The organism is Dokdonella sp. (genome assembly GCF_019634815.1).
Classification (GTDB): Bacteria; Pseudomonadota; Gammaproteobacteria; order Xanthomonadales; family Rhodanobacteraceae; genus Dokdonella_A.
The window spans coordinates 1-25,309 of the sequence record NZ_JAHCAP010000020.1; the positions used below are offsets into that span (position 1 = coordinate 1).

Here is a 25,309-nt window from a genome sequence, read left to right on the forward strand (position 1 = left end):
TCGCTGATCGCATGGCGGCGCATGTCTTGGAATCCGGCGACATCGTTTTTGGACGAAAGGGGGCGGTCGACCGCCACTTGCTCGTCACTCCGGAGTGCGCGCAGTGGATGCAAGGGTCGGACTGCATTCGGCTGCGACTAAGTGGCGACGTGCTGATTCCTCGTTACGTCTCCTACGCGATGCTGGAAGAACCGCATAAAAAGTGGATGCTTGCCCAGTGTGGCAACAAAGCAACGATGGCGTCGTTGAATCATGACGTTATCAAGCGCATCGAGATCTTCGTCCCTCCGGTGCCGGTGCAGCGCGAAATCGTAGGTGTACTTACCGCCTACGACGACCTGATCGAAAACAACCACCGCCGCATCAAGCTGCTGGAAGACGCCGCCCGCCTGCTGTACCGCGAATGGTTCGTGCACCTGCGCTTCCCCGGGCATGAGCACGTCAAGGTGGTCGATGGCGTGCCGGAGGGGTGGGGGCGGATGGCGCTGGGCGATGTGCTGACACTGCAACGTGGGTTCGATCTACCTTCTGGTGCGCGTGTCGAAGGTGAGATCCCGATCTTCGCTGCAACTGGCGTGCACGGCAGCCACAACAAGGCGATGGTCAGTGGCCCCGGTGTGATTACGGGACGAAGCGGATCATTGGGCGCGGTTTCGTATTCGCCGGGTGACTTCTGGCCGCTGAATACCACACTCTGGATCAAAGAATTCAAACGTGTCGCGCCGGAGTTTGCTTACTTCCTTCTATCCGTCCTTGGGCTGGAGCAATACAACGGCGGCGTTGCCGTGCCGACGTTGAATCGAAACGATGTGCATCGCATCCAAGTCAACTTGCCTTCGCAAGCGCTGATGGACGAGTTCAATGAGTTTGCCTTGTTGCAGTTCCGGCAAGTTGCCACACTTACCCAGCAAACCGAAAAACTCCGCCAAGCCCGCGACCTCCTGCTCCCTCGCCTGATGCGCGGCGACCTCGCGGTGTAAACCAGGTCACAACCTGCCGGCCAGCCTTGCCAGCAGATCCATGCGCTCATGCAGAATCGCCACGACCAATGCGGGCGCGTTGTCGCGCGGCAGGCAGAAGACGTAGTGGTGCCCGCAGTGCGCCACGCGCAGCGCCGGATGAATCTCGCCCAGAGCCTTGAATCCGCCCGCGCCGGCGCATAGCCGCTCGATGCCATGCTCCAGTTGGCGAATGTAACGACGAACCTGTGCATCGCCCCATTGCTTGCGGGTATGGCCAATGATGCCGCGCAGATCGGCCGCCGCCGCGTGCGTCAGCATATACGCCTTCACCCTTGGCGATCCTGCGCCAGCTCCTCTTCAAGAATGTCGCCGATGCGCTGCTCGGACACCTTGCCCGCCAAGCCCTCGCCGATACGCGCTGTCAGCAAGTCGTTCAGCCCTCGCCAAGCCTGATCGGCCTCGGCGTCGCCGGGGAACAAGCGTTCCAGCGTGTATTGGCGAATGGTTTTGCCTTGCAGGGCGGCCAGAGCCTTCAGGCTCTGGTGCTGTTGGTCGGTCATGTCGATGGTCAGACGGCTCATGGGCAATCCAGGACAATGATTACAAACCCACATTACTACATATGTTGTGCGACGCCACTCAGGTTGTGGTTTGTTGCTCCCCCGCCTGATGCGCGGCGATCTCCAGCTTGTCTAAATGGCTTATTAATAAGCCTTAACGCTTGATTTGGCTTATTCATAAGCCTATATTGGCCCCATGGCCAAGCCCGCCGCCCGCACCTATTCCCGCACCAGCCAACAGGCCCTACGCCTGCTGGGCGCCCTGCTGCGCGCCGCCCGCATCGAAAAGAAGATGGGCACGCAGGCCCTGGCCGAGCGCGCCGGCATCTCCCGCGACCTGTTGCGGCGCATCGAAAAAGGCGACCCGCGCTGCGAGATCGGCGTGGTGTTCGAGCTGGCCGCCATCCTCGGCGTGCCACTGTTCGAACCGGAACCGGGGGCGCTGCAGCGCCGTCGCCGCGAGGTCGAAGACCGGCTCACCCTGCTGCCCAAGGCCGTGCACGCCCCGCGCGAGGAGGTGAAGGATGACTTCTGATGCCGTCCGCGAGCCGCCGCGTGAGGCCTATGTGTGGACCTGGCTGCCGGGACAGGCCGAACCGGTCGTCGCCGGGCGGCTGGCACCCACGCCGCTTGGCCTGCAATTCAACTACGGCCGCAGCTATCTGGCGCGAGACGACAAGCTGCCGCTGTACCTGCCGGAACTGCCGCTGCAAACCGGTCTGCTGCCCTTGCCGGCCGGCCTGGCGATGCCGGGTTGTTTGCGGGATGCCGCGCCCGATGCCTGGGGGCGGCGCGTCATCCTCAACCGGATGTTCGGCCGTGAGGCGAGCGCTGCCGATCCCGTGTTGCTGGACGAGTTGAGCTATCTGCTGGAGTCCGGCTCGGACCGCGTTGGCGCGCTGGATTTCCAAGCCTCGGCCACGCAGTACGTGGCGCGTGGCACCGGTTCGGCTTCGCTGGGGGAACTGCTGCAAAGCGCCGAACGGGTGGAAGCGGGGCTGCCGTTGTCGCCAGAACTGACGCAAGCGCTCCAGCACGGCACCTCGATCGGAGGCGCGCGTCCGAAGGCCACGCTGGATGGCGACGGGCGCAAGTGGATCGCCAAGTTCTCCAGCAGTGCCGATGTCTATCCGGTGGTGAAGGCGGAGTTCGTCGCGATGCGACTGGCCGCACTGGCGGGCATCGTTGCCGCGCCGGTGAAGTTGGTGCGCGTGGCCGGCAAGGACGTGTTGCTGGTCGACCGTTTCGATCGCATTGCGGATGGGGACCGCTGGCAACGTCGCGCGGTGGTTTCAGCGCTGACCTTGCTGGGACTGGACGAGATGATGGCCGCGTATGCGAGTTATGAAGACCTCGCCGACATCGCCCGCCATCGTTTCATCGAACCGCGCGCCACCCTGCGCGAGCTGTTCGCACGGCTGGTGTTCAACATCCTGTGCGGCAACACCGACGACCATGCGCGCAACCATGCGGCGTTTTGGGATGGCCGCGCCTTGTCGCTGACACCGGCCTACGACATCTGCCCGCAGCAACGCACGGGACAGGAAGCCACCCAGGCGATGAAGATCCTGGGCGACAACCGCTTCAGTCGGCTGACGGTTTGCGTGGACGCGGCCGCCCGCTTCCAGTTGTCCACGGCGGATGCACGCGGCATCATCGATGCACAAGTGCTGGCAGTGAAGACGCATTGGCGTGCGGTGTGCGACGAGGCGGGGTTGGGCGAGGCCGAGCGCAATGCGCTGTGGGGGCGCCAGTTCCTCAATCCGTTCGCCCTGCAGGACTACGGGGAAGCCTGAGGGGGCGCAACCACGCATGGCCTTGAACGAAGACACCCTGGTCCAGCAGACCACCGCGGACTATCTGCGTGACGCGCTGGGCTGGCGTTCCGAATACGCACACAACACCGAAGTGCTGGGACCGGAAGGCAGCTTCGGTCGCGCCAGCGAAAAGGACGTGGTGCTGACCCGCATCCTCGGCGAAAAACTCATGGCCCTGAACCCCGGCCTGCCGCTGCTGGCCTACCAGGACGCGCTGCGCCAGATTGTGGAAATCGGTGCCGGCCAGAGTGGCATGACCGCCAACAAGGACAAATACCTGTTGCTGCGTGATGGGGTGAAGGTTTCCTTCCGCAAGGATGACGGCAGCATGGATGCGCGCAGCCTGCGCGTGTTCGACTTCGATGCGCCGGACAACAACGACTTCCTGGCCGTGCGCGAGCTGTGGGTCAAGGGCGACCTGTATCGCCGCCGCCCGGACCTCATCGGCTTCGTCAACGGCATCCCGTTGCTGTTCATCGAATGCAAGACCATCCACAAGAACCTGCGCAAGGCCTTTGATCAGAACCTGAAGGATTATCTGGACACCGTGCCGCAGTTGTTCCACCACAACGCCTTCCTGCTGCTGGCCAACGGCAGCGAGGCCAAGGTCGGCGCGCTGGGCGGCAAGTTCGAGCATTTCCACAACTGGAAACGGTTGGAGGAAGCCGCGCCCGGCGTGGTGGACATGGAAACCCTGCTCAAGGGTGTGTGCGACAAGCGCAACTTCCTTGACCTGTTCGAGAACTTCATCCTGTTCGATGACGCGGGTGACCGCACCATCAAGATCGTGGCCCGTAATCACCAATTCCTCGGTGTGAATCGCGCGGTGCGCGCGGTGGGGCAGCGTCAGCAGAACCTCGGCAAGCTCGGCGTGTTCTGGCACACGCAGGGCAGCGGCAAGAGCTATTCCATGCTGTTCTTCACCCGCAAGGTGCACCGGCGCATCGGCGGCAACTACACCTTTCTGATCGTCACCGACCGCGACGACCTGGATGGCCAGATCTACCGCACCTACGTCGGCTGCGGCGTGGTGGGTGAGAACGACGAGGCGCGTGCCAGCGGCGGCGCAAACCTGAAGGACATGCTCACGCAGCACAAGGGCTACGTGTTCAGCCTGGTGCAGAAATTCAATGAGCAGGTGGACCCGGACAATCCTTACTCGCGGCGCGATGACATCATCGTCATCAGCGACGAAGCGCACCGTACCCAGTACGGCACGCTGGCGCTGAACATGCGCAACGCCCTGCCGAACGCCAGCTACATCGGCTTCACCGGCACCCCGCTGATGGGCGACGACGAGGTGACGCGCCGGGTGTTCGGTGATTACGTGTCCACCTACGATTTCCAACGCGCCGTGGACGACGGCGCCACCGTGCCGTTGTACTACGACGCGCGCGGCGAGAAGCTCAAGGTCGCCACCGACGATCTGAACCAGCGCATCGCCGACAAGCTGGCCGAGTTCGAGGACGAGCTGGGCGGCGACCCGGACGCGCAGCGTCGGCTGGAGGCGGCCATGGGCCGCGACTACCACGTCATCACTGCCGGCGAGCGTCTGGACCGCATCGCCCGGGATTTCGTGAAGCATTACGCCGAAGGCTGGGAAAGCGGCAAGGCGATGTTCGTCTGCATCGACAAGCCGACTTGCGTGCGCATGCACGGGCTGATCGAGAAATACTGGACCGAGCACATCCACAAGTTGACGATCGAGCGGAACAACACCTTGGACGATCAGGAGCTGGCCCAGCGATCCCGGCAGCTCAAGTGGATGGGCGAGACCCGATTCGCCGTGGTGGTGAGCGAGGAACAGGGCGAGGTGCAGCGCTTTCGCAACCTGGGGTTGGACATCGAACCGCACCGCCGGCTGATCAAGGAAGGCTGGGTGGTGCCGGGCGAGCCCAAGCCGCTGAGCATGGAGGACGCGTTCAAGAAACCGGAACATCCGTTTCGCGTGGCCATCGTCTGCGCCATGTGGATGACAGGCTTCGACGTGCCGACCCTTGGAACGCTGTACCTGGACAAGCCGCTGAAGGCCCACACCCTGATGCAGGCCATCGCCCGTGCCAACCGCGTAGCCGAGGGCAAGACCAACGGCCTGATTGTGGATTACTGCGGGATCCTCAAGAACCTGCGCAAGGCGCTGGCGACGTTTGCCGGTACCCGATGCGACGGTAGCAGCGACGGCGAAGCAACGGATCCAGCGCAGCCGGAAGAGCGCTTGCTGGAATTGCTGGATGGCGCGCTGGCGGAAACCTGTATCTGGCTGGACAGGCGCGGCGTGCCCTTGTCCGTGATTCTCGAGACCAGCGGATTCCAGCGCAATCGGGCAATCGTGGACATCAAGGAGTCGATCAACGAGAACGATGAGAGCCGCAAGCGTTTCGAGCTGATGGCGCGCGCGGTGCAGGCGCGCTTCAAGGCCTGCGTGCACGTGGCCGGGGTCAATGAGCGGCGTGCGCGTGTGGACGCGGTGATGATCGTCTACAAGTCTCTGCAGGAAGATGTTGACCGAAAGGACATCAGCCACATCATCGAGGCGCTTCGCAGCGAGGTGGACGAGGCGATCGTGACCGCTGATGCGAAGGCGGTTGGCGATGGTGATCCGGATGCCAGGGATCGCTTGTTCGACATAAGCAAGATCGACTTCGACAAGTTGCTCAAGGAGTTCCAGCGCAGCAAGCGCAAGCAGACCACCGTGCAGAGCCTGAAGGCGGCCATCGAATCGAGGTTGGCAAGATTGCTCGCGCAGAATCCGCTACGCAAGAACCTGCAGGAGCGCTACGAGGAGATCGTGGCCGAGTACAACCAGGAAAAGGATCGCGCAACGATTGAAGCGACCTTCCAGCACCTCACCTTGCTGGTTCAGGCCATGAGCGAGGAAGAGCAGCGCGCCGTTGAACTCGGTCTGGACGAGGAGACGTTGGCGCTGTTCGATCTCCTGCGCAAGCCGGATCTGGACAAGGCAGGTATCGAAAAACTCAAGAAGGTCTCCGAGGGCTTGCTGACAACGCTGAAGGCGCGAATCGCCGAGATCGCAGATTGGCAAGCAACCGAAGGTAATCGAGATACCGTACGCGTCACCATCCATGACTTCTTGTACGCGGATGCTACCGGCCTGCCGGTGGATAGCTACAACGAACAGGACGTAGAGGCGAAGACCGACGCGGTGTACCAGCACGTCTGGCGGGTTTACCAAGTCTTGCCGTCTCCCGTTTTCAGCAACTGAAGGTCACGCAGGGAGTGGGTCAGCTCCAGTAGGTAGCGTACAGACTTCAATCACGGACCTTCACGGGTAACATGAAAATGGCAATGGGCCGGCTTCGCCGGCGACTGGGTACTCCTCGGATGGTCGCATCAGTCGACGGGCTGCGATCGGGGTACGCAGCTGTACCGACGAGCGCGCCGCACAGGGAGCACCGCTCACGCGGCTGCGCAGGCAAGCCCGCATGCGCTAGCATTTCCGCATGCAAGAGCATGACCCCGGTGCTGCCGACGCGGCAGACAACCCGCCAGACTGGAACGTGCAGGTCTACCAATGCCTGCACGATCTCGCGCGTCGCCACCTTGCCGGCGAGCGCGCCGACCACACGCTCAACACCACGGCGTTGGTGCACGAGGCCTGGCTCGCGCTGTCGGGCGCGCCAGTGACCTGCGACGCAACGCGGTTCTACCCGTTTGCCGCAACCACGATGCGCCACATCCTCATCGACCACGCGCGTCGCCGCCTCGCGCAAAAGCGCGGCGGCGGTGAGACGCACATCGATCTGGATGTGGTCGAGGTTCCGATCAACGATGCGGCGGGTGAACTGCTTTCGCTCGATCGTGCGCTCGATCGCCTTGCCGATCTGGAACCGCGCCTGTCGCAAGTGGTCGAGTTGCGCTTTTTCGCCGGTCTTTCGGTCGAGCAGACCGCGCAGGTGCTCGAGATCGTGCCACGCAGCGTCGTGCGTGACTGGGCGCGCGCACGCGCCTTCCTGCGCGAGGTGATGGGGTGAACGCCGGCGCCGGCCCGCTGGAGCGGCGCTGGCGCGAATTGGCGCCCCTGTTCGAGCGCGCCTTCGAACTCGAACCCGATGCGCGCGCGGCGTTCATCGACGCGATCGACGACCGCGAGCTGCGCGATGCCCTGCGCAGCCTGCTCACCGACCGCGCTGGCGACAGTCCAATCGATGGTGACAGCGGCCGCTATGCCGCCGAACTCATCGGTTTCGGGCTGGAAGGCCGCCGCATCGGTGCCTGGCGCATCGGTCGTGCGATTGGCGCAGGCGGCAGCGCAACGGTGTTTCTGGCACGCCGCGACGATGGCGCCTACGAACAGAAGGTTGCGATCAAGATCCTGCGCCACGGCATCTACGATGCCTACGAGCGTGAACGCTTCATGCGCGAGCGCGCGATCCTCGCCCGCCTCGAGCATCCGCACATCGCCCATCTGTTCGATGGCGGCCTCACTGCCGAGGGCGTGCCGTGGTTCGCGCTCGAATACGTCGATGGCGCGCCGGTCACGCACTGGTGTGACGCGCAAAAGCTCGATCTCGACGCCCGCCTGCGCCTGTTCGCGACGATCTGCGCAGCGGTCGCCCATGCCCAGCGCAATCTCGTCGTGCACCGCGATCTCAAGCCATCGAACATCCTCGTCGATGGCGAAGGCCGGCTCAAGCTGCTCGATTTCGGCATCGCGCGCCTGCTCGACGATGCCGGCGGCGATGAGCTGACCCGTACGGAAGCGCGCCGGCTCACGCCGGCCTACGCCGCGCCCGAACAGCGCGATGGCGGCGCCGTGACCACCGCAACCGATGTCTACAGCCTCGGCGTGCTGCTGCACGAGCTGTGCACCGGGCAGCGGCCGCAGTTGCTCGCCGATGGCAGCCTGCGCTCGCCCGCGCTCGCCGTCGACGCGAATGCCGCGCAGATCCGGGCGTCCGATCAACGCACGCTGCGTCGACGCCTCGAAGGCGAACTGGGACTGATCATTGCCAAGGCCCTCGCGCTGGATCCGCTCCAGCGCTATGCCGGCGCCGCAGCGCTGGGCGACGAGATGCAGCGCCTCGCCGAGGGCAAGCCGATCCTTGCGCGCGCCGACTCGCGCGCCTATCGCTTCGCCAAGTTCGTGCGTCGGCACCGGCTCGCCTTTGCGGTCGGCAGCGCCTTGCTCGTCGTGATCCTCGGCGCCAGCGCAGCGACCGCATGGCAGGCGCGCGTCGCGCGCATCGAGGCAGCGCGGGCCGATGCGGTACGTGATTTCGTGTTGGCACTGTTCGAAGGCATCACCCCCGACGAGAGCAAGGGGCGTGTGGTCAGCGCGCGTGAGCTGGTCGATCGCGGCGCCGCGCGCTTGAACGAACCTTTGGCTGGTGAGCCCGCGATCGAGGCACGGCTGGCGACGACCCTGGCAACCGCCTATCGACAGCTGGGCGATTATCCCAAGGCCATGCAGTTCGCGCAGCGCGCTCTGACGAGCGCGGACCAACCGGCTGCGCGCAGCCTCGCCCTGGTCGAGCGCGGTCGCATCCATGCCGCGCAAGGCGATTTCGACGGTGCCGAGCGTGACTTGCGCGAAGCCCTGGCACTGGCCCCGGGGAGCAATGGCGGCGAAATTCGCCTGCGCCTGGCCGACGTGCTGGCCGAGCGCGGTCGCCTCGACGAGGCACTGGCGATGGCCCGGGACAACCTGACCCACGCCACCACCCCCGACCAACGCGACCAGGCCCTGGCGATGCTCGGCGGCATCGAGTTCCGCGGCGGCAAACTTGCCGATGCCGCGCGCGAGCTCAATCAGGCGCTCGCGCTGGCACGGGCCAAGCGCGGTGAGACGCACACCCAGACCGCCGCGATCGAACACGACCTGGGCGTGGTCACGCTGCAGCAGGGCGATGCCAAGGCTGCAGTCGCCCTGTTCGAGCAGGCGCTCAAGACACGTCGCGCCTTGCTCGGTGACAAGCACCCCGACATCGCCGACAGTGAATTCAACCTCGGCACCGCCTTGCGCCGCCTGGGCGAGAATGAACGGGCGGGCCAGCTCATCCACGAGGCGCTGGCTATGCAGCGCGAATTGCTCGGCCCGAAACATCCCGCCGTGGCCGTGAGCCTGAATTCGCTGGCAGTGCTGGCCTGGCAGCACGGCGACCTGGACACCGCGATCGCACACCTCAAGGAAGCGCTGGAAGTAGCGACTGCTGCGCAGGGCAAGAGCCATCCCAGCGTGATCGCGATGCGCAACAACCTCGCCGGCATGCTGCGTGTGACCGGAAAGCTCGATGAGGCCGAAACGCTGGCCCGCTCAACACTCACCGATGCCCGCGCAGCGCTGGGCGAGAACCACTACCTTACTGGCGTAGCACAATTGGGCCTGGGTTCGACCCTCGCGGATCGCGGCCAATTCACGGCGGCTCTTGGTGAGGTCAGGCAAGCGCAGGCAATCCTCGCCAAGGCGCTCGGCAGCAACCACGCCGATACCCTCATGGCCCAGGTTGCGCTGGCCGATCTCGAACGCGAGACGGGCGAACTCAAGGCCGCGGCCGACGATGCCCGGCAGGCGCTGGACGCAGCCACCAAGGTCTTGCCTGCCGGCCATCCTCGGCTGGGCAAGGCCTATCTGGTGCTCGCGCGCATCGACGCCCAGGCCGGGGATTGCGCGCGTGCATCGCCCGCCTTCGAAACGGCGGCGCAGGCGCTGGCCAAGGGTGGCGCGTCGATGCGCACCGACCTTGCCGCGGCACAAGTGGGTCTGGCGCAGTGCCTGCGCACCAGCGATCCGGCGCAGGCCGACAAGTATCTCGCACAGGCTCGGGCAACGATTGCGACCCTGCCCTTCGTACCGCCCGCGCTCGCACATGCGGCCGCCAGGCTGCACTGAGCCCTGCCCCGCGGCCGCGTCCGGCGCCCGCGCCAACCAGGTGATCGGCGCCGGAAAAAACCGGAATTTCGACCCTGCCTGTCCTGTGCGCCCCCTTTCTTGCGCCTTGAGGATGGTCCACCCACGAAGGAACGAGGATGGGCGCCGGTCTTGCGCGCGCCACGACATGCGCGCACGCGCTACCGCCGCATTGCCATTTTCCAGACGCCGGATCGCCCGGCCTTGCGCAACAGGAGAGCTCGCGTGAAAAGACTGCTGCTGACGACCAGCATCCTCGCCGCCGGGTGCTGGGCCATGCCCCATGCATACGCCGATCGGCCGGCCACGCCGGCGGAGCGGCAGGCCGCCGGCTTCGATGATCCGGCCATCCCGTACATGATCCGCGAAATGCCCGCAGCGCGTTCGCACATGCCGCGCTCGCCGAAGGGCATTCCGGGCTCGAAGTTCCAGACGCGCCTGGGCGCCGCGTTCCTCGGTCGCACCAGCGACTACACCTTCGGCTTCGCTCCTCCACCGAGCACGGGCTGCGATTCGGGAACCGAGCGCTTTGCCACCGCTGCCTTCGACTTGCCGCAGGGAGCAAGGATCCATTACCTCGATGTCTTCGCTTTCGACGCCAATGCCAGCGACGACATGCTCGTGTTCCTGCAGCAGGTTTGCCAGGACCTCGGCAGTCTCGATCCGCCCGTGGTGACCCAACTGGGCAACACCACGACCAGCGGCTCGGCCGGCAATGCACTGGTGACGCTGGATTTCAGCGCCGCGCCCATCGAGGTCAACCGCTACACCTGCCATTACCTGGTGCGCGTGAACCTGGCCTACCCAAGTGGCGCCTGCACCACCAGCATCGGCCTCGACAAGGCTCGCATCCAGTACACCAATGCCGGCAACTGAGGGAGCAAGCGCCATGAACTCAAAGATCAAATCCTCTTCGGTTGCGGGCTTTGCCTTGATTGCCGCGCTGGCAAGCCAACCGGGCGCGGCGGGCATCCTGTATGGAACCCAATACGAAACCATGATCGGCCGCTCCGGGCACCGCACCAGCAGCGCGCTCGTGATCGACTCCACCGGATACCTCGACGCGGCCTGCCTCAACTCCGCGGGGCCGGGACGCCGCACCATGATCTATCCCTTCGACATTCCCGACGGCTTCGAGATCTTCAAGGTTGAAATCTGGGGCCGGGATGCATCGCCGAGCAATGACCTCGGTTACCGCCTCGTTGAAACCTGCCAGCCATTCCTGTCACCCGGCGTACCGGTCAGCACCAACCTTGCCACGTATTCGACCAGCGGCAGCCCCGGCGAGTTCGTCGCGTTCCTGTTCGCCGACCAGCATGTCGCGATCAGCTCCAGTTGCGCCTACTACGTCGAAGCACGCTTTGCCGCAGACGGCGCCGCCTGTGGCGGCTATGACCTTGCCACGCGCAATGTCCGCATCCTGCTCAATGATCCCGATGTCATCTTCCGCGACGACTTCGGACCCTGAGGACCTGCACATGAAACTTGCCTACGCACTGATTGCCACGGCCGCACTCGCATCGACGAATGCGATTGCCCAATCCCGACTCGTGCCGGTGCAGGATCCTGCCGAGCTCGCTGCTGCAGGGTTCCCGCCCGATGCGGCCAATGTATGGCGCCTGCTGGACACCAAGACGGCAAGCAACTCACGGCCGCTCGATCCCGAGGGAGGCGCTCCGACGGTCGACACGTCCACCATCGTAACCGCCGAAGATTTCCACCATAAGCTGAGCAACGGGCAGTATCAGGCCGTGGCTTATGCCCAGCTGCAATGCGATACCGGTTCGCCCTACTTCAATGCAAACCTGCGCTTGCCTTCGGGCAAACGTCTCAAATACCTCGATGTCTGGGGCAAGAACACCTCCGCCTTCCCCATCAAGACGACCCTGCTTTCCGCATGCAAGGCGGACGACACCCCGGGTATGACCACCAATTTGATCCTCGGGCAGTACACATCCGCTGCTCCGGGCACCGGCGGCTACTCCAGTTGGGTCGAACTCCCCGCCGGGGTGTTCACGGACACCGAGCACTGCGCCTACGAGATCACGATTAGTTTCGGCGATCCGGCGACATTCACGTGTCAGGGCAGCTCGCAAATCTTCTACAAGGCTCGCGTGGTTTGGGACTCCGAGTGATCTGGAGATTGACCCGGGATCCGCGCTCGCACACCGCGGCGCGGACTCGGGCTCATGCCGGCAATGCAAGCCGTGGGCACGCCGATGGCAAGGTTCAAGCGCCCTGATGCAGAGCCTGAACCTCGCGCTGCCTGGCGTTGGCAAGCGGAGGATCGGTTGCCACAGAAGCCGCGGCGCGTTGCGATGCGCGCACGGCCCAGCCGCGTCGCCCGGCGCTGTTCACCAACGCGGCACGCCGGCTTCCTGCGGTAGTTCACCCTTGCGATAGAGCTGCTCGAGACGCGCGACGAGCGCATCGAGCGCGAGTGCGGTTTCGGTTCCATTGACCTCGACCGCACGCGCGATCTGTGCGGCCGTGAGCGGGCGCGTCACCCGTTCGCCCGCGGCCTCGGCAAGCCGGACGGCCAGCTCGGCCAGATGCGCGGCGTAGATGCGTGCCTGGATCGCCTGCTCGAGAAATTCGCGCCGCAGCACGAAGTCCTTGTCCGCCATGTCACACCTCCGCACGATGGCCGCATCGGCAGCGAGTGTACGTCCATCGGCTGATGGTGGCGATCGGCAGCGCATCATCGATGCGCGCGCGACGTGGCGCCGCTGGTGCGACATGCAAGCACCATGCACAATGGGCCGATGCGTATCTGTGTCTATTGCGCGTCCAGCGCCGCGGTCGATCCCGTCTATCTCGAAGCTGCTCGCAGCCTGGGCGACACGCTCGCGCGCGCCGGCTGCACGATCGTCTATGGCGGTGGCGGTACCGGCCTCATGGGCGCGCTCGCCGATGGCGCGCTGGCCGCGGGCGGCGAGGTCATCGGCATCATCCCGCGCTTCATGGTCGAGGTGGAGTGGCAGCACCCGGGCGTGGGCGACATGCAGATCGTCGAGGACATGCGCGAGCGCAAACATCGCCTGCTCACCGGCTCGGATGCGGTGATCGCATTGCCGGGTGGCTGCGGTACCCTCGAGGAACTGTCCGAGGCACTCACGCTCAAGCGCCTGGCGCTGTACGCCAAGCCGATCGTGCTGCTGGACATCAACGGTTTCTATGCGCCGCTGGAACGCTTCCTCGAACAGATGATCGAGCAGCGTTTCATGAATCCCGAGCATCGCGGCTTGTGGACGCGCGTGACCCGCGTCGATCAGGTGCTGCCGACGATCCGCGCAATACCCGACTGGGACGTCAACGCGCGCGATTACGCGGCGGTGCGCTGAGCAGGCGCGACGGCTTCAATCGAAACGACTGAGATCGCGATCGCTGTCCGCGCGACCACCACCGCCGTCACCGTCGGGATCGTCGAACAGGCTCATCGCCGCTCCGTCACCGCCTTCGTCGCCTTGACCGCGAGTGGAGGCTTCGCTGGCCGCCTTCTGCTTGTCCCAGCGCGTGCGCAGGATCGGATTGGCCGACTCAGCCGCCTCGAGTGCGCTCACCAGTTCCTGGCGCTGCGCCTCGGGCACGTCGTTCCAATGGCAGTCGGCGAGTGCGCCGGCCATCGAATACAGCAGGTTGAGGCTCGGCCGGAATCCCGCCCGCTTGACCTTGAGGAAGGCCTCGACCACGCCGATGCGGGCGAGGTCCTCGGTGGTGCGCACGCCGACCTGCCGCAGCCAGGCTGCCGATTTCGGTCCGACATTGCGGATCTTGCTGTCACGTCCACTCATCGCTGCCTCGTCATGCCGCGGCGGCGCGTGGCTGCAATGATTCGATGAAGACCGCACACAGTGCCTGCATCCCACGCCGGTCGTCCTCATCGAAGCGCGCGAGCCGCGGGCTGTCGACATCCCAGACGCCGAGCAGGGTGCCCTGCGCATCGACCAAAGGCACGACGATCTCCGAGCGCGAGGCGCCGTCGCAGGCGATATGGCCGGCAAACGCATTCACATCAGCCACCAGCTGGCTCGTGCGCGTCGCGGCAGCGGTACCGCACACGCCCCTGCCCAGCGCAATGCGCACGCAGGCGGGCTTGCCCTGGAACGGGCCGACTACCAACTCGCGGCCATCGAAGAAATAGAAGCCGCACCAATTGATGCCCTCGAGCGCATGCCAGGCCAGAGCCGCCAGGTTGGCCGCATTGGCGATGCGATCATGCTCGCCATGCAGCAGTCCATGCGCCTGCTGCACGAGCTGGTCGTAGAAGTCGGCCTTGTCGAGGGCTTCGATGCGGGTGGCGGCGAACATGCGGGCGCTCGTGGAAGCAAGCGCCCATTGTATCAGCTGCTGCAAATGCCGGTCGCGGCGTGTATGATGCGCGGTTTCCATCCGTCCATCCATCCATCCGCATTGAAGGATATAACGTCGCGATGAGCAACTACCTCTTCACTTCCGAGTCGGTTTCCGAAGGCCATCCCGACAAGGTCGCCGACCAGATTTCCGATGCCGTGCTCGATGCCATCCTCGCCCAGGACAAGCGCGCGCGCGTGGCCTGCGAGACGATGGTCAAGACCGGCGTTGCCATCGTCGGCGGCGAGATCACCACCAGCGCCTGGATCGACCTCGAAGCGCTGACCCGCAAGGTCATCCTCGACATCGGCTACAACTCCTCCGACGTCGGATTCGACGGCGCCACCTGCGGCGTGCTCAACCTCATCGGCAAGCAGTCACCCGACATCAATCAGGGCGTGGATCGCAAGAATCCCGAAGATCAGGGCGCGGGCGACCAGGGACTGATGTTCGGTTACGCCACCAACGAGACCAAGTCCTTCATGCCGGCCGCGATCGATCTGTCGCATCGCCTGGTCGAACAGCAGGCCAAGGTGCGCAAGCAGAAGAATTCGCCGCTCAAGTGGCTGCGCCCCGACGCCAAGAGCCAGGTCACGTTGCGCTACGAGAACGGCAAGGCAGTCGGCATCGACGCGGTCGTGCTGTCGACCCAGCACAATCCCGAGGTCAAGCAGAAGGACCTCATCGAGGGCGTGCGCGAATACATCCTCAAGCCGGTGCTGCCGAACAAATGGCTGCACAAGGGCACCAAGTACCACATCAATCCAACCGGCAAGTTCGTGATCGGCGGTCCGGTCGGCGACTGCGGCCTCACCGGCCGCAAGATCATCGTCGACACCTACGGCGGCTGGGCCCGTCACGGTGGCGGCGCGTTCTCGGGCAAGGATCCGTCCAAGGTCGACCGCTCGGCCGCCTACGCTGCGCGCTATGTTGCCAAGAACATCGTCGCTGCCGGCATCGCCGATCGCTGCGAAGTGCAGGTGAGCTACGCGATAGGCGTGGCCCACCCGACTTCGATTTCGGTCACCACCTTCGGCACCGGCAAGATCAGCGACGAGAAGATCGAGAAGCTGATCCGCGCGCACTTCGACCTGCGTCCCTACGGCATCATCAAGATGCTCGACCTGGTGCATCCGATGTACCAGTCGACCGCAAGCTACGGCCACTTCGGCCGTACGCCGCACAAGATCAGCTACAAGGACGTCACCGGCAAGACGCAAACTGCCACCGCGTTCTCGTGGGAACAGACTGATCGCGCCGAGGCCCTGCGCAAGGCCGCCGGCATCAAGTAAGCCATGCACTCCGGTGCTGTGCGAAGAAGCGGGCCGCGCAAGCGGCCCGTTTTCGTTGGCCACGTCCCCTGCGACAATCCACGCTCGAATCCGTCACGAAATTCGGGGCCATGCGCGAAACCGATCGTCGCCCGATTGCCGCCCGCAACACGGGCTGGGCCCTGCGTTGTGCGCAATGGCTCGCGCGCAGCGACATCACGCCGAATCAGATCTCGGTGTTCAGTGTGGCCTTCGCTGCTGCGGGCGCGGCGGCACTGCTGAACTGGCCCGACTGGCGTGGCATGGGTACCTGTGCGCTGTGCATTGTGTTGCGCCTGTCATGCAACCTGTTCGACGGCATGGTCGCGCTCGAAGCCGGCCGCGGCGCCACACCGATCGGCGCGATCTACAACGACGCGCCCGACCGCGTGGCCGATGTGCTGTTCCTGGTCTCACTCGGTCACCTCGCCGGCTGCGACTGGCTCGGCTGGCTCGCCGCCCTGCTCGCGGTGCTCACCGCCTACATTCGTGTGCTCGGCGGCACGCTCGGTCTGGCGCAGGATTTTCGCGGACCGATGGCCAAGCCGCAGCGCATGTGGCTGATGTGCGGCGCGTTGGTTGCCGCGGCGCTGCTGCCGACCCACGCATCGAGCATCCTGCTCGGCGCAGCGGCCCTGATCGCCGCCGGCTGCGCGCTCACCTGCGTGCTGCGTTTGCGCGCAATTTCACACGCGCTGCGCGCCCGCACGTGAGCGGCGTGCCGCATCGACACCGCACACGCATCATCCACCTTGTCGGCCACGAAGACCGGGCCACGGAGCGCGTGCGCACGCCGAGGCCAATGCATCGTGTCCTTGCGCCTGCCCGCCTACCTGGCGGCACGCTGCAGGAACGATGCGGCAGTCGTCATCGGCCGGTTCGCCTGCTCGAAACCATTCGCGAAGATGACATCGGAAATCACCGATTCTTCGACCAGCACGAAGATGTCCGAAGCATCGTTGGTGTCGTTGGGCACCAGGTTGCTCGCCTCCGATGCGAAGGCCATCGACAGACCCGAGGCATTCACGGCCAGCGTGTAGCCGGACGCCCCGTTGCCCGGCGCGCCGGCACTGTCCGTGCTGATCATCTGCGGCGCGCCGGCGCCTGGAACAAACACGAAGACCTGCGGGTAGCGGCCTGATCCGGTCCAGTTGTAAAGGCAGGCCATCACCACGCTGCCGATATCGGACACTGCCGAGGTCGAACAACTGTCGTAGTCGGTCGCAGGAATCGCGCTGGGCCGCGGGATGGGCGTGATGGTGTTGGTTTGACGGTCACGCAGGTAGACACCGCTGTTGCCGCTGCAATCCACGCCGTTGGCCGTGCCCAAGCCAGCGTAGCAGGGCACCTTGACAGCCACGTAGCGGCCGCTCGGGGAGATCGCGGGATAGTAGGCGAACGAATTCGGTCCGTTGGGCATGGTCGGACTGCGGCTGATGAGCTCGATGGTATTGGCCTCGAGATCACGCACGTAAGCCTGACCGGTGCCGGCGCCGGCAACCATCGCCGGATCACACAGCATCGCCAGAAAACGCCCGGTGCCGGAGAGCGCATGCGGCAGCAGCGCGCAGGTACCGCCTGACGCAGTCCCATCGGCCTTGACCGAGGCCATCTCGACCTGGCCCGTCTGCATGTCCTTGACATAGATCTCACCGGAACTGCCCGTCGGCGTGGCCGGCAGGTACGCCAGGCTCACGGCCGCGCTCATGTTGGCGACGGTCTGGAACGCGACGTAACGGCCATCGGCCGAGATCGACACGGTGTTGTCTTCGATGCCCGTGCTCGCGGCCTGGCCCGCGGCATTGGCGCTGGCCACTTCCAAGGCGCCGGTCTGGCGGTCCTTGCGCAGTGCCTGCCAGTTCGGACCGTAAGCCGACCGGCTGTAGGTGAGAAAGGCAACATAGCGCCCATCGCCCGAAACCGCGGGCGACTCGCCGCGGAAAAGGCCGCCGCCATCCAGCGATATCGCTTCGATCAGGCCGGTATCCAGATCGATCGCGACGGCGCGGTTGCCGTTGTAGTCGTCGCCGAGCCACTGCTTCGCATCGCTTGTGAACACCACGGTGCGGCCGTCAGCCGATACATCGACATCCGTCGACTGGCCGTTCGGCTCGATGCCAGGGCCAGGCACCAAGCGCCCATAGAGGAAATCGGCATGGGCCAGCCCGGGGCAGGCAGCCAGGGCAAGCAGGCTCAGCAGGGCGGCGGGCAGGCGGGCACGGTTCAAGGACATGGGCGGTATCGCTGTGGCAGGAAGTCCAAGGCAAGAACGCAACTTCGCGTCCGATCCCCTCATGCAAGCCCGCATTGCCAGCACCCGGCAACGGGCATACCGCGGCGCCACCCGAGCCGTCTCATTGGAACGCCCCATGTCCATGCAGATCCGCGACTTGTCCGGACCCGCGCCCACACCGGCGTAGAGCGGAGCTTGCTCTGCTCCCATGCGCCCCAAGCCGAGCGAGCTCGGCTCTACAGGAGCACACCACCGCCGTCGTAGAGCGGAGCTTGCTCTGCTCCCATGCGCCCCAAGCCGAGCGAGCTCGGCTCTACAAAACCCACCGCGTCGTGGAGCGGAGCTTGCTCCGCTCCCGGGCGTCAGGTCGGGCCTTCCGGCCCTCCTACCTCGCGCAGTTGTAGGAGCGACGGCAGTCGCGACCTTCCCGTAGAGCGGAGCTTGCTCCGCTGCGTTTTCCACCCCGTTGCCGCTCCGCGAGCCGAGCGAGCTCGGCTCTACAAAACCCACCGCCCCGTGGAGCGGAGCTCGGCAGAGTCAGTGCCCCCGTGCGGACATCACCTCCAGGACCGCCGGCGCGGTCACGCGCCCTTGCTCCGCGGGATCGAAGCCGTTGGCGAAGATCACGTCGAAAATCACCGATTCTTCCACCAGCACGTAGATGTCGGTTACACCGTTATGGTCATTCGCGTCGGCATTGCTGGCCTCCGACTCCCATGCCATCGACAATCCCGACGCGTTCACCGCGAGTGTGCTGCCGGCCGAGCCGTTGCTTGCCCCGGTGCCGCCGGCTGCCGGGCTGATCAATTCCGGTGCACCCGCGCCAGGTACGAACAGGAATACCTGCGGATAGCGTCCTGCTCCCGCCCAGGTGTTGAGGCAGGCCAATACCACGCTGCCGACATCCGAAATCGCCGTCACGCTGCACGTGTCGTATTCGGTGCTCGGGAGCAGCGCCGGCCGCGGAATCGATGTCGTGGTGCCGGCCTGGCGGTCGCGCACATAGATGCCGCTGTTGCTCGCGATGTTCGCGCCATCGGCATAGCCCAGGCCGCCGTAACCGCGCATCTGGAAGCTGACGAAGCGGCCGCTGGGCGAGATCGCCGGGCGACCGCCGAAGGTGCTCGTCCCGTTCGGAACGGCAGCGTTGCGGCTGATCAATTCGGTGGTGTTGGCCTGCAGGTCGCGCACATAGACCTGGCCAGCGGTCGCGCCGCCGACCATCGCGGGAGAACACAACATGACCACGAGGCGACCGTTGCCCGACAGCGCATGCGGGAGCAAGTCGCAAGTGCCGCCGGACAGGCTGCCATCGTTCTTGCGCGAGGCCACCTTGAGCTCACCGCTCACCATGTCCTTGACGAAGATCTCGCCGCTGCTGCCGGCCGGGACCATGCCGCCGCCCGCGGGGTTCGCATGCGCGGCGCCGAGGTTGGAGGAGGTGGACTGGAACGCGACATGGCGGCCATCGGCCGAAATCGACACCGTGTTGTCCTCGATGCCGCTGTCGGCCGCCTGCCCGATCAGATTGGAACTGGCCAGGACCACCGCGCCGGTCTGGCGATCCTTGCGCAGCGCCTGCCAGTTCGGCCCGTAGCTGCCATTGGCATGCGTCAGGAAGGCAATGTAGCGTCCGTCACCCGAGACAGCCGGAGCCTCGCCGCGAAAGAGGCCGCTGCCATCCGCGGAGAGCGCTTCGACCGTGCCGGCTTGGAGATCGACGGCGAGCGCGCGGGTGCCGTTGAAGGTGTCGCCCAGCCACAGTTGCGAGTCGCTGGTGAACACCACGGTGCGGCCGTCGGACGATACATCCACCCAACTCGAACGGGCGTTCGCTTCGCCGCCCTGGGGCGTGAGGCGGCCGTAGAGGAAATCGGCGCGGGCAGGATCCGGGCAGGCGATCAGGGCGAGCAGACCCAGCAGGGCGATGGGTGCGCGGGCAAGAGCAGGTGACATGGGCGATCTCGCAGTGGTTGGGGGTTCCCATCCTGACTATGCAAAACCGCGCCAGATCCCCGCATGCCAACCGGGACAGCCATGCCCGGAGACGGCAGATTGCCAGCACCGCTCCGGTGGCCTACCTTTGAACGACACTGGCCGGCACGAAAGAGGCGGCACCATGTCCACGCAGATCCGCGACCTACCCAAAGCCCCCCCATCTCCGGACTGGAGCGTGAGCGGCATGCAAACGACGGGCGCCAACGGCCAGGCGCGGGTGGACATCCGCGTCACCGGGCGCGTCACCGGCAAGATCGACCAGGGCGGCGGCACCGACGCGGTGCGCGTGTCGCTGTGGGACGACGGCGAGGAAAAGGACTTCAAGGTTGTCCCGGTCCCGCTGGGCGCCACTGCAGTCGTGGATGTGCGGCTCGGCTTCTCCGGGCGTTACGACGACACCGCGGGCGGCATCGGCATCACCGTGGTCCATGGCTCGCACGCCGGCGCGCAGGCACTGTTCGCGCTCGATCCGTTCTTTCCCAAGGATGTCCAGGCCGGCGCCAAGCCGGAAGCCTGAGCGCAAGCGCGCCCCATGCGGTGTGCGCGCAGGCGCGCTCGCGCCGCTGTGATATTTCGCCCGCCTGCGCGAATCACGATGCCGACGACAGCATCGGGCAAGGCGCAATGGAGCAGGCACTGGGCATGACCACGGCAGACCGGGACACGGATTTTCGCGAGCTGCTCGAACGCCACCGCGGCATCGTGTTCAAGGTGGCCAGCAGCTACGCCAACAATGCCGCGGACCGCGAGGACCTCGCGCAGGAAATCGCCGCGCAGGTCTGGCGCGCATTCCCGCGCTACGACGGCGAGCATGAGTTCTCGACCTGGATGTATCGCATCGCGCTCAACGTGGCGATTTCGCATCTGCGCGAGCGCAGCCGCTACGAGCGCCACCATGAGGCGCTCGATCTCGCCAGCCACGATGTCGCCAGCACCGACGCGGCGCCCGATGCCGATGCCGCCGTGCGCGAGTTGCAGCGCTGCATCGCGCGTCTGGACCCGCTCAACCGCGCGCTCTTGATCCTGTATCTGGACGAGCGCAGCCAGCGCGAGATCGCCGAGATTCTCGGCATCAGCGAAACCAACGTGGCCACCAAGATCGGGCGCCTGAAACAGCGCCTGCGCAACGACATGAGCGAGGTTTGAGCAATGGAGACGACGATGGAACTGGACGAACTCAAGGCCGCCTGGCAGTCACTCGACCGCCAGCTGCAACGCCGCAGCACGCTGGACATGGAACTGCACATCGAACGCAAGCTCGATCGCCTGCGCTCGCGCGTGCGCCGCCTGTACTGGGGCAAGATCGCGCAGATCCTGTTCGGCGACGCGCTGATCTACTTCGGCATCATGGTTTCGATCAGCCAGCGCGCGACGCCGCACCTGCTCGCCTGCAGCCTGTACATGCTCGCCTATGGCGTGCTGACCGTGGTGTTCGGCGGGGTGATGCTCGGCCGCATCTCGGGCATCGACCACACTGCCCCGGTGCTCGACATCTCGCGACGGGTGGTCGCCCTGCGCCGGGCCTACCGGGTCGAAAACCTTTGCCTGGGCCTGCCGTGGTGGTTCCTGTGGATCGCGATCTTCGCGCTTGAAATGCAGGCCATGGTCGGCATCGACCTGTTCGTGCGCGCCCCGGCCTTCCTCTGGATCAGCGGCGGCCTTGGCGTGATCGGCTTCATCGGCACGCTCGTCTGGTTCGGCCGCCGCAATGCCCGGCTGGCGGCCGATGGCGACGCCTCCGACGCCCCGCGCAGCCTGCGCGAGGCCAATCGGATCCTCGCCGACATCGCGCGTTTCGAGCAGTCCTGAACCGGCATATATCGCTTCATCGCGACAGCGCGATATAATCCGCGGCCGCCTGTCGAGGGGCGCTGCACGTGGGCCCGCCAATCCGCGGCCCCGCTCAGGCTCGACATGCGCTTTCGCAGCAACGGCGCCCGGAACCTCGATCGTATCGTCCGCCGCCGCGCGCGCGGCGGACACGCGATCCCGAACCGGAGTCCTGCCATGAACGCACAGATCAAGACTTTCTCCACCGAGGGCGACTACAAGGTCGCTGACATCAAGCTGGCCGACTGGGGCCGCAAGGAAATCGACATCGCCGAAGCCGAAATGCCCGGCCTGATGTCGATCCGCAAGAAGCACGCCGCGGGCAAGCCGCTCAAGGGCGTGCGCGTGACCGGTTCCCTGCACATGACGATCCAGACCGCGGTCTTGATCGAAACGCTCAAGGACATCGGCGCCGACGTGCGCTGGGCCTCGTGCAACATCTTCAGCACCCAGGACCACGCTGCCGCCGCGATCGCCAAGTCCGGCACGCCGGTGTTCGCATGGAAGGGCGAGAGCCTGGAGGAATACTGGGACTGCACGCTCGATGCGCTGTCCTTCCCCGACGGCAAGGGCGGCTTCCTCGGCCCGCAGCTCGTGGTCGATGACGGCGGCGACGTGACCCTGCTGATCCACAAGGGCTACGAACTGGAAAAGGGTGACGCGAGCTGGGTCGACAGCGCCTCGGGCAGCCACGAGGAACAGGTCATCAAGAATCTGCTCAAGCGCGTCGCCAAGGAGCGCCCGGGTTACTGGACGCGCGTCGTCGCCGACTGGAAGGGCGTGTCCGAAGAAACCACCACCGGCGTGCACCGCCTGTATCAGCTCGCCGAAGCCGGCAAGCTGCTGGTGCCGGCGATCAACGTCAACGACTCGGTCACCAAGTCCAAGTTCGACAACCTCTACGGCTGCCGCGAGTCGCTCGCCGATGGCCTCAAGCGCGCGATGGACGTGATGCTCGCGGGCAAGGTCGCGGTGGTGTGCGGCTACGGCGATGTCGGCAAGGGGTCGGCGCACAGCTTGCGTGCCTACGGCGCGCGCGTGGTCGTCACCGAGATCGATCCGATCAATGCGCTGCAGGCGGCGATGGAAGGTTTCGAGGTCAACACCGTCGAGTCCACGCTGGGCCGCGGCGACATCTACGTCACCACCACCGGCAACAAGGACGTGCTCACGCTCGCCCACCTGTCGGCGATGAAGGACCAGGCCATCGTCTGCAACATCGGCCACTTCGACAACGAGATCCAGGTCGATGCGCTCAACACCTCGGGCGCGGTCAAGACCAACATCAAGCCGCAAGTCGACAAGTACACGTTCAAGGACGGCCGCGCGATCTTCCTGCTCGCCGAAGGCCGCCTCGTCAATCTCGGCTGCGCCACCGGCCATCCGAGCTTCGTGATGAGCAATTCGTTCTCCAACCAGACGCTGGCGCAGCTCGACCTGTGGGCGAACAAGGACGGCTACCAGCCCAAGGTCTACATCCTGCCCAAGAAGCTCGACGAGGAAGTCGCGCGCCTGCATCTGGAAAAGATCGGCGTGAAGCTCACCACGCTCAGCGCCGAGCAAGCCGCGTATCTGGGCGTGCCGGTGGAAGGCCCCTACAAGCCCGAGCACTATCGCTACTGAGCACGCAAGCTCTCACTCGCATCGACACGACGGGCGCCGCAAGGCGCCCGTTTTCATGTGCATGTGCCGAGCCCTTCATGGCGCGCCAAGATGGCCCCGCAGAAACCATGACCGGCCAGTCCCGAATGCAGCTCGAACAACTGCACAGTAAACGTCAGGCCATCGAGGCTCTCGGATTGAAATTCGGAGCGAAGCGCATCCGTGTATTCGGCTCCGTCGCCCGCGGCGAGGAAAACGATCGCAGCGATATTGCCTTCCTCGTCTGTTTTCCGCGCGGGTACGATCTCTTCACCCAGCGGTTGCCCCTGACCGAAGAGCTTTCCTTGCTACTCAATCGTGCAGTGGAAGTTGTTCCGGAACACAAGCTTTCCCGCGTTCATCGCACACCCCGGCAAGCTGGAAATCAGGGGGCAGCGTGTACTTCTCCGCGCTCTTTCCATGCCTCGACACCGGGTGCCCGTGTGCCCCCGGTTTTCCGCGAATCTACGCCAACTGCATGATCTGGTTCAGCACCAGCAGCACGTCGGCGAACGGCTTGTCGTCCACCTTGCGCATGGGGTGAGGCTTGCCGCCGCGCAGCCGCCAGTCGAACGACTTGGGTTGATGGCATAGAACGTAACTCGTCGCGCCGGGCTTGCGCCCGCTCACCGTGCCTGCGACGACGGCGAATGGATTGCTTGCGTTGTATTCGGCCGTCGTCATCGGCAATCCGACGACAAGCGACGTGCGCTGGTTGAACGCCCTGGGTGACAGCACGAGGAACGGATGCACGTCGCGCATTTCTCGCCCGGCCTGCGGGTTGCAGCCGATCCAGATCACGTCCTGACGATCCGGCACCCATGTGCGCACCGATTTGCTGGAAAGCGCTCCGGCGCGCTTGCTCACCATCGCTCGGCACCGATGCGTTCATCGGTAGACATGGCTTCGCCGCCGTGGCTTTGCGGATCGAAGCGGGCCAGGCGTTGTTCGAGCGTGAGCGGCGCGTCTTCGATCGGCGTGACGACGACGCGGCCATCCTCGACGGCGATGCTCACGCGCTGGTCCGCACGCAGATGCGCGGCGCGCGCGATCGCCGATGGCAAGCGCACGCCGAGATTGTTTCCCCATTGCTTGATGTCCAGTTCGACTGCCGCCACGGCACACCCCGTTCGCTATGTTTATACGAAGTCTAAACTTCGGCGGTTTCGAGATCAACACCGTCGAGTCCACGCTGGGGCGCGGTGACATCTACGTCACCACCACCGGCAACAAGGACGTGCTCACCCTCGCCCACCTGTCGGCCATGAAGGATCAGGCCATCGTCTGCAACATCGGCCACTTCGACAACGAGATCCAGGTCGATGCGCTCAACGCCTCGGGCGCGGTCAAGACCAACATCAAGCCGCAGGTCGACAAGTACAGCTTCAAGGATGGCCGCGCGATCTTCCTGCTCGCCGAAGGCCGCCTGGTGAACCTGGGCTGCGCCACCGGGCATCCGAGCTTCGTGATGTCGAACAGTTTCTCGAACCAGACTCTCGCGCAGATCGATCTGTGGGCGAACAAGGATGCGTATTCGGCCAAGGTCTACATCCTGCCCAAGAAGCTCGACGAGGAAGTCGCGCGCCTGCATCTGGAAAAGATCGGCGTGAAGCTCACCACGCTCACCGCCGAGCAGGCCGCGTATCTGGGCGTGCCGGTGGAAGGCCCCTACAAGCCCGGGCACTACCGCTACTGAGCACGCAAGCTCTCACTCGCATCGACACGACGGGCGCCGCA

26 protein-coding genes, 1 pseudogene and 1 riboswitch are annotated in these 25,309 nt (G+C 65.2%); of the genes and pseudogenes, 18 read left to right on the forward strand and 9 right to left on the reverse strand.

Annotated features, from left to right (window positions below; all coding sequences use genetic code 11):
• Positions 1 to 980, forward strand: a 980-nt coding sequence (locus tag KF759_RS10395; protein WP_291225172.1) for a restriction endonuclease subunit S, incomplete at its 5' end; no start/stop codon positions are given.
• 6 nt (positions 981 to 986) lie between these two features.
• On the opposite strand, the gene KF759_RS10400 is transcribed toward KF759_RS10395, so the two are convergent.
• Both KF759_RS10400 and KF759_RS10405 read right to left on the reverse strand, forming a co-directional pair.
• Entirely contained in the window at positions 987 to 1,292 is a 306-nt protein-coding gene (locus KF759_RS10400; RefSeq protein ID WP_291225173.1) for a type II toxin-antitoxin system RelE/ParE family toxin, read from the reverse strand.
• The gene (locus KF759_RS10405) at positions 1,289 to 1,543 is read right to left on the reverse strand and encodes an antitoxin (RefSeq protein WP_291225175.1); all 255 of its coding nucleotides are present in this window, start codon (positions 1,541 to 1,543) and stop codon (positions 1,289 to 1,291) included. The genes KF759_RS10400 and KF759_RS10405 overlap by 4 nt, the downstream gene beginning before the upstream one ends.
• A 175-nt stretch (positions 1,544 to 1,718) precedes the next feature.
• Between KF759_RS10405 and KF759_RS10410 the strand changes: the two genes are divergently transcribed.
• From KF759_RS10410 to KF759_RS10445, 8 genes are all read left to right on the forward strand, one after another.
• Positions 1,719 to 2,057, forward strand: a complete 339-nt coding sequence (locus KF759_RS10410) for a helix-turn-helix transcriptional regulator (RefSeq protein WP_291225177.1) — start codon at positions 1,719 to 1,721, stop codon at positions 2,055 to 2,057.
• On the forward strand, positions 2,047 to 3,318 hold the full coding sequence (locus KF759_RS10415; protein WP_291225179.1) for a HipA domain-containing protein: 1,272 nt from the start codon (positions 2,047 to 2,049) through the stop codon (positions 3,316 to 3,318). The genes KF759_RS10410 and KF759_RS10415 overlap by 11 nt, the downstream gene beginning before the upstream one ends.
• Before the next feature lie 16 nt (positions 3,319 to 3,334).
• A complete protein-coding gene (locus KF759_RS10420; protein WP_291225181.1) occupies positions 3,335 to 6,562 on the forward strand; it encodes a type I restriction endonuclease subunit R in 3,228 nt (1,075 codons plus the stop codon).
• 238 nt (positions 6,563 to 6,800) lie between these two features.
• A complete protein-coding gene (locus tag KF759_RS10425) occupies positions 6,801 to 7,331 on the forward strand; it encodes an ECF-type sigma factor (protein WP_291225183.1) in 531 nt (176 codons plus the stop codon).
• Entirely contained in the window at positions 7,328 to 10,189 is a 2,862-nt protein-coding gene (locus tag KF759_RS10430; RefSeq protein WP_291225185.1) for a serine/threonine-protein kinase, read from the forward strand. The genes KF759_RS10425 and KF759_RS10430 overlap by 4 nt, the downstream gene beginning before the upstream one ends.
• Positions 10,190 to 10,432: 243 nt before the next feature.
• A complete protein-coding gene (locus KF759_RS10435; protein ID WP_291225187.1) occupies positions 10,433 to 11,083 on the forward strand; it encodes a hypothetical protein in 651 nt (216 codons plus the stop codon).
• Between the two features lie 13 nt (positions 11,084 to 11,096).
• Positions 11,097 to 11,675: a hypothetical protein gene (locus KF759_RS10440; RefSeq protein WP_291225189.1), complete on the forward strand. Its 579-nt coding sequence runs from the start codon at positions 11,097 to 11,099 to the stop codon at positions 11,673 to 11,675.
• 10 nt (positions 11,676 to 11,685) lie between these two features.
• Entirely contained in the window at positions 11,686 to 12,342 is a 657-nt protein-coding gene (locus tag KF759_RS10445; RefSeq protein ID WP_291225191.1) for a hypothetical protein, read from the forward strand.
• A gap of 219 nt (positions 12,343 to 12,561) precedes the next feature.
• On the opposite strand, the gene KF759_RS10450 is transcribed toward KF759_RS10445, so the two are convergent.
• Positions 12,562 to 12,834: a hypothetical protein gene (locus tag KF759_RS10450; protein ID WP_291225193.1), complete on the reverse strand. Its 273-nt coding sequence runs from the start codon at positions 12,832 to 12,834 to the stop codon at positions 12,562 to 12,564.
• Positions 12,835 to 12,972: 138 nt separating this feature from the next.
• Between KF759_RS10450 and KF759_RS10455 the strand changes: the two genes are divergently transcribed.
• Entirely contained in the window at positions 12,973 to 13,551 is a 579-nt protein-coding gene (locus tag KF759_RS10455) for a TIGR00730 family Rossman fold protein (protein ID WP_291225195.1), read from the forward strand.
• 15 nt (positions 13,552 to 13,566) lie between these two features.
• Here the strand turns inward: KF759_RS10455 and KF759_RS10460 are convergent, their stop codons facing one another.
• Both KF759_RS10460 and KF759_RS10465 read right to left on the reverse strand, forming a co-directional pair.
• The gene (locus KF759_RS10460; protein WP_291225197.1) at positions 13,567 to 14,001 is read right to left on the reverse strand and encodes a TfoX/Sxy family protein; all 435 of its coding nucleotides are present in this window, start codon (positions 13,999 to 14,001) and stop codon (positions 13,567 to 13,569) included.
• Positions 14,002 to 14,011: 10 nt separating this feature from the next.
• Positions 14,012 to 14,518 carry a GAF domain-containing protein gene (locus KF759_RS10465; protein ID WP_291225199.1) on the reverse strand — a complete coding sequence of 169 codons (507 nt, stop codon included), beginning with the start codon at positions 14,516 to 14,518 and terminating at the stop codon, positions 14,012 to 14,014.
• 122 nt (positions 14,519 to 14,640) lie between these two features.
• Here KF759_RS10465 and metK point away from each other — a divergent pair, with 122 nt between their 5' ends.
• Both metK and KF759_RS10475 read left to right on the forward strand, forming a co-directional pair.
• Complete coding sequence (gene metK / locus KF759_RS10470; protein ID WP_291225201.1) at positions 14,641 to 15,852, forward strand: methionine adenosyltransferase; 1,212 nt, start codon at positions 14,641 to 14,643, stop codon at positions 15,850 to 15,852.
• Positions 15,853 to 15,962: 110 nt separating this feature from the next.
• Entirely contained in the window at positions 15,963 to 16,583 is a 621-nt protein-coding gene (locus KF759_RS10475) for a CDP-alcohol phosphatidyltransferase family protein (RefSeq protein ID WP_291225205.1), read from the forward strand.
• Between the two features lie 116 nt (positions 16,584 to 16,699).
• Here KF759_RS10475 and KF759_RS10480 read toward each other — a convergent pair whose 3' ends face one another.
• Both KF759_RS10480 and KF759_RS10485 read right to left on the reverse strand, forming a co-directional pair.
• A complete protein-coding gene (locus KF759_RS10480) occupies positions 16,700 to 18,103 on the reverse strand; it encodes a hypothetical protein (protein WP_291225206.1) in 1,404 nt (467 codons plus the stop codon).
• Between the two features lie 537 nt (positions 18,104 to 18,640).
• Positions 18,641 to 20,059 (reverse strand): hypothetical protein, encoded by a 1,419-nt coding sequence (locus KF759_RS10485; RefSeq protein WP_291225208.1) that lies wholly within the window; start codon positions 20,057 to 20,059, stop codon positions 18,641 to 18,643.
• Between the two features lie 163 nt (positions 20,060 to 20,222).
• On the opposite strand from KF759_RS10485, the gene KF759_RS10490 reads away from it, so the two are divergent.
• The 5 genes from KF759_RS10490 to KF759_RS10510 all read left to right on the forward strand — a co-directional run bounded on the left by KF759_RS10490 (position 20,223) and on the right by KF759_RS10510 (position 24,054).
• On the forward strand, positions 20,223 to 20,618 hold the full coding sequence (locus KF759_RS10490) for a hypothetical protein (RefSeq protein ID WP_291225210.1): 396 nt from the start codon (positions 20,223 to 20,225) through the stop codon (positions 20,616 to 20,618).
• Between the two features lie 125 nt (positions 20,619 to 20,743).
• Positions 20,744 to 21,247, forward strand: a complete 504-nt coding sequence (locus KF759_RS10495; protein ID WP_291225211.1) for a sigma-70 family RNA polymerase sigma factor — start codon at positions 20,744 to 20,746, stop codon at positions 21,245 to 21,247.
• Between the two features lie 15 nt (positions 21,248 to 21,262).
• On the forward strand, positions 21,263 to 21,910 hold the full coding sequence (locus tag KF759_RS10500) for a hypothetical protein (RefSeq protein ID WP_291225212.1): 648 nt from the start codon (positions 21,263 to 21,265) through the stop codon (positions 21,908 to 21,910).
• A 48-nt stretch (positions 21,911 to 21,958) separates the two neighbouring features.
• Positions 21,959 to 22,047, forward strand: a riboswitch (S-adenosyl-L-homocysteine riboswitch).
• 61 nt (positions 22,048 to 22,108) lie between these two features.
• Positions 22,109 to 23,554: an adenosylhomocysteinase gene (gene ahcY, locus KF759_RS10505; RefSeq protein ID WP_291225214.1), complete on the forward strand. Its 1,446-nt coding sequence runs from the start codon at positions 22,109 to 22,111 to the stop codon at positions 23,552 to 23,554.
• 77 nt (positions 23,555 to 23,631) lie between these two features.
• Positions 23,632 to 24,054 carry a nucleotidyltransferase domain-containing protein gene (locus tag KF759_RS10510; protein WP_291225215.1) on the forward strand — a complete coding sequence of 141 codons (423 nt, stop codon included), beginning with the start codon at positions 23,632 to 23,634 and terminating at the stop codon, positions 24,052 to 24,054.
• Here KF759_RS10510 and KF759_RS10515 read toward each other — a convergent pair.
• On the reverse strand, positions 24,038 to 24,439 hold the full coding sequence (locus KF759_RS10515; protein ID WP_291225217.1) for a type II toxin-antitoxin system PemK/MazF family toxin: 402 nt from the start codon (positions 24,437 to 24,439) through the stop codon (positions 24,038 to 24,040). The two genes, KF759_RS10510 and KF759_RS10515, sit on opposite strands and share 17 nt — an antisense overlap.
• Positions 24,436 to 24,690, reverse strand: coding sequence for an AbrB/MazE/SpoVT family DNA-binding domain-containing protein (locus KF759_RS10520; RefSeq protein WP_291225219.1), 255 nt, complete (start codon positions 24,688 to 24,690; stop codon positions 24,436 to 24,438). Before KF759_RS10520 ends, KF759_RS10515 begins: the two co-directional genes overlap by 4 nt.
• A gap of 44 nt (positions 24,691 to 24,734) precedes the next feature.
• Between KF759_RS10520 and KF759_RS10525 the strand changes: the two are divergent.
• Positions 24,735 to 25,268 (forward strand): annotated as a pseudogene (locus KF759_RS10525) (adenosylhomocysteinase); the annotation flags it as partial.
• Between the last annotated feature and the right edge of the window lie 41 nt (positions 25,269 to 25,309).